We start from the raw sequence: 3,589 nt of genomic DNA, 5'->3' as shown, positions 1-3,589 counted from the left end.
GCGGGCGCGGAGCCGACCGCGTCGGCGGTGGTCGCGGATCTCGTCGACGTCACGCGCCTGCATACGGCCGACCCCGAGCATCGCGTGCCGCATCTCGCGTTCCAGCCGGACAGCCTGTCGAACACGCGGCGCCGGCCGCCGCGCACCACGACGACAAGCGTGCGCGCCCGGCCGCTGCCGCCGCCGCGGGTGCCGAAGGCAGCTCGATTCGCGTCGGCGTGGAGAAGGTTGACCAGCTGATCAACCTCGTCGGCGAGCTCGTGATCACGCAGGCGATGCTCGCGGAAACCGCGAGCGCATTCGATCCGGCGCTGCACGACCGCCTGTTCAACGGGATGGCGCAGCTCGAGCGCAACGCGCGCGACCTGCAGGAAGCGGTGATGTCGATCCGCATGATGCCGATGGACTACGTGTTCAGCCGCTTCCCGCGCCTCGTGCGCGACCTCGCCGGCAAGCTCGGCAAGCAGGTCGAGCTCGTCACGTTCGGCCAGGCGACCGAACTCGACAAGAGCCTGATCGAGCGGATCATCGATCCGCTCACCCACCTCGTGCGCAACAGCCTCGACCACGGGATCGAAACCGTCGACAAGCGCGTCGCCGCCGGCAAGGATGCGGTCGGCCAGCTCGTGCTGTCGGCCGCGCATCACGGCGGCAACATCGTGATCGAGGTGAGCGACGACGGCGCGGGCCTGAACCGCGAGCGGATCCTCGCGAAGGCCGCGAAGCAGGGCATGCAGGTGTCCGACAACATCAGCGACGACGAAGTCTGGCAGCTGATCTTCGCGCCGGGCTTCTCGACGGCCGAGACGGTGACCGACGTGTCGGGCCGCGGCGTCGGGATGGACGTCGTGAAGCGCAACATCCAGTCGATGGGCGGCCACGTCGAGATCACGTCGCAGGCCGGCCGCGGCACGACCACGCGGATCGTGCTGCCGCTCACGCTCGCGATCCTCGACGGGATGTCGGTGAAGGTCGGCAGCGAGATCTTCATCCTGCCGCTGAACTTCGTGATGGAGTCGCTGCAGCCGTCGACCGACGACATCTACACGGTCGGCAACGGCGAGCGCGTGGTGCGCGTGCGCGGCGAATACCTGCCGCTGGTCGCGCTGCACGAGGTGTTCTCGGTCGAGGACGCGCGCACCGACCCGACGCAGGGGATCGTCACGATCATGGAAACCGAGGGCCGCCGCTTCGCGATGCTGATCGACGAGCTGGTCGGCCAGCAGCAGGTGGTCGTGAAGAACCTCGAAACCAACTACCGCAAGGTCCACGGCATCTCGGCGGCGACCATCCTCGGCGACGGCAGCGTCGCCCTGATCGTCGACGTCGCGGCGCTCAACCGTGAAACCCGTGCGACGCACGGCGCCCGTGCCGGCGCCGAGCTCGCGATGTTCTGACTCTCGCCATCAACCGATTGGGGGCAAACGTGTCTGCTGAAGTCCAAATGATCAATCCGGCCGCGGCGAACGCGGCAACGAGCCGCCGCGACGCGGAGCAGGGCGACGCGACGGGCCAGGAATTCCTCGTGTTCACGCTCGGCGACGAGGAATACGGGATCGACATCCTGAAAGTGCAGGAAATCCGCGGCTACGACAGCGTCACGCGCATCGCGAACGCGCCGGAGTTCATCAAGGGCGTGATCAACCTGCGCGGGATCATCGTGCCGATCGTCGACATGCGGATCAAGTTCCATCTCGGCCGCGTCGAGTACGACCACCAGACCGTCGTGATCATCCTGAACGTGTCGAACCGCGTGGTCGGGATGGTGGTCGACGGCGTGTCGGACGTGCTGACGCTGCAGACCGACCAGATCATGCCGGCGCCGGAATTCGGCGCGACGCTGACGACCGAGTACCTGACCGGCCTCGGCACGGTCGACGGCCGGATGCTGATCCTGATGGACATCGAGAAGCTGATGTCGAGCCGTGAAATGGCGCTGATCGAGACACTCGGCGGGTAAGCGCGCCGCGCGCGCAGCAATTTCGGGAGAATCTGCAATGTTGCACAACTGGTCGATCCGTACGACGCTCACCGCGGTCGGACTCATTCTCGTGTGCCTGGCCGCCGCGGTCGGCGGGCTCGGCCTCTACGCGCTCAATCACGCGAGCCGTTCGCTCGACGAGATCGCGCACGTCGACCTGCCGGCGATTCACACGCTGGACGACACGGCCGCGCACCTGCTGCGCTCGCGCGTCGCGCTCGACCGCTTCCGTACGCTGACCGAAGGCGGCAACGCGGCCGACGCGGCGAAGGTGCTCGACCGCGCGCAGGAGCTGTTCGCGAAGTCGAACCAGAACTGGCAGGCGTTCCAGTCGTTGCCGAAGCTCGGCGTCGAGCAGGCGCTCCTCGACGAGCTCACCGCCCGCTACACGACGATCGTGAAGGAAGGCGTCGAGCCCGAATTCGCGGCGGCGCGCGCGGGCGACATGGCGGCGTACCACGCGATTGCCGACGCGAAGATCAGCCCGATGTTCGTCGCGTTCGACCAGACGGCGGCGGCCGTGATCGCATCGCTGCAGAAGCGCGCGGAAGAGCGTCAGGCCGCGACGCAGTCGCAGATCTCGCTGATGGTCGCGCTGATCGCCGCCGGCATCGCGATCGCGTTCGTCGTCGTGATCGCGATCCGCTTCGTCCTGCGCGGCCTGATCGTGAAGCCGATCGAGGACGCGATCGCGCACTTCGAGCGCATCGCCGGCGGCGACCTCACGCAGCCGGTGAGCGTGTTCAGCACGAACGAGATCGGCCGCCTGTTCGGCGGCATCAAGCGGATGCAGGACGCGGTGACGACGATGGTGCAGGCCGTGCATCGCGGCACCGAGTCGATCGACGTCGGCGCGCGCGAGATCGCGACCGGCAACATCGACCTGTCGCAGCGCACCGAGGAGCAGGCCGCGTCGCTGCAGGAAACCGCGTCGAGCATGGAGCAGCTGACGGGCACCGTGCGGCAGAACGCGGAGAACGCGCGGCAGGCGAGCCAGCTCGCGGTGAACGCGTCGGACATCGCGACGCAGGGCGGCGACGTGGTCGGCCAGGTCGTGTCGACGATGCAGGACATCGCGGCCAGCTCGGGCAAGGTCGTCGACATCATCGGCACGATCGAGGGCATCGCGTTCCAGACCAACATCCTCGCGCTGAACGCGGCGGTCGAAGCCGCGCGCGCGGGCGAACAGGGCCGCGGCTTCGCGGTGGTCGCGGGCGAGGTGCGCTCGCTCGCGCAGCGCAGCGCGAGCGCCGCGAAGGAAATCAAGCAGCTGATCGGCGATTCGACCGAGAAGGTCGACAGCGGGTCGGCGCTCGTGGCGCGTGCCGGCGCGACGATGGAAGAGATCGTGCAGGCCGTGCGCCGCGTGACCGACATCATGGGCGAGATCAGCGCGGCGTCCGACGAGCAGTCGACCGGCATCGAGCAGGTCAACCGCGCGGTCGGCCAGATGGATTCGGTCACGCAGCAGAACGCGGCGCTCGTCGAGCAGGCGGCGGCGGCCGCCGCGTCGCTCGAGGAGCAGACGCGCCAGATGAAGGCGATCGTGTCAGGCTGGCGCGTCGCGGGCGGCATCGCGCTCGCGCCGGCGCGAGCGCGATGCCGCCA

The 3,589-nt window shown here is 68.5% G+C and carries 3 protein-coding genes; all 3 read left to right on the top strand.

The features are described from left to right. Window positions 1-1,397 (top strand): chemotaxis protein CheW (locus tag G3N62_RS34760; protein ID WP_346778214.1); only part of this gene is annotated, 1,397 nt, incomplete at its 5' end. A gap of 47 nt (window positions 1,398-1,444) precedes the next feature. Further along, window positions 1,445-1,960 (top strand): chemotaxis protein CheW, encoded by a 516-nt coding sequence (cheW, locus tag G3N62_RS34755; protein ID WP_006486165.1) that lies wholly within the window; start codon window positions 1,445-1,447, stop codon window positions 1,958-1,960. A 37-nt stretch (window positions 1,961-1,997) separates the two neighbouring features. After that, a partial coding sequence (locus G3N62_RS34750) for a methyl-accepting chemotaxis protein (protein WP_206141506.1) occupies window positions 1,998-3,589 on the top strand: 1,592 nt, incomplete at its 3' end.

Origin of the sequence: Burkholderia sp. Tr-20355 (assembly GCF_017104685.1) — a bacterium.
Taxonomy (GTDB): Bacteria; Pseudomonadota; Gammaproteobacteria; order Burkholderiales; family Burkholderiaceae; genus Burkholderia; species Burkholderia seminalis.
This window is presented reverse-complemented; position numbering and strand designations above follow the sequence as displayed.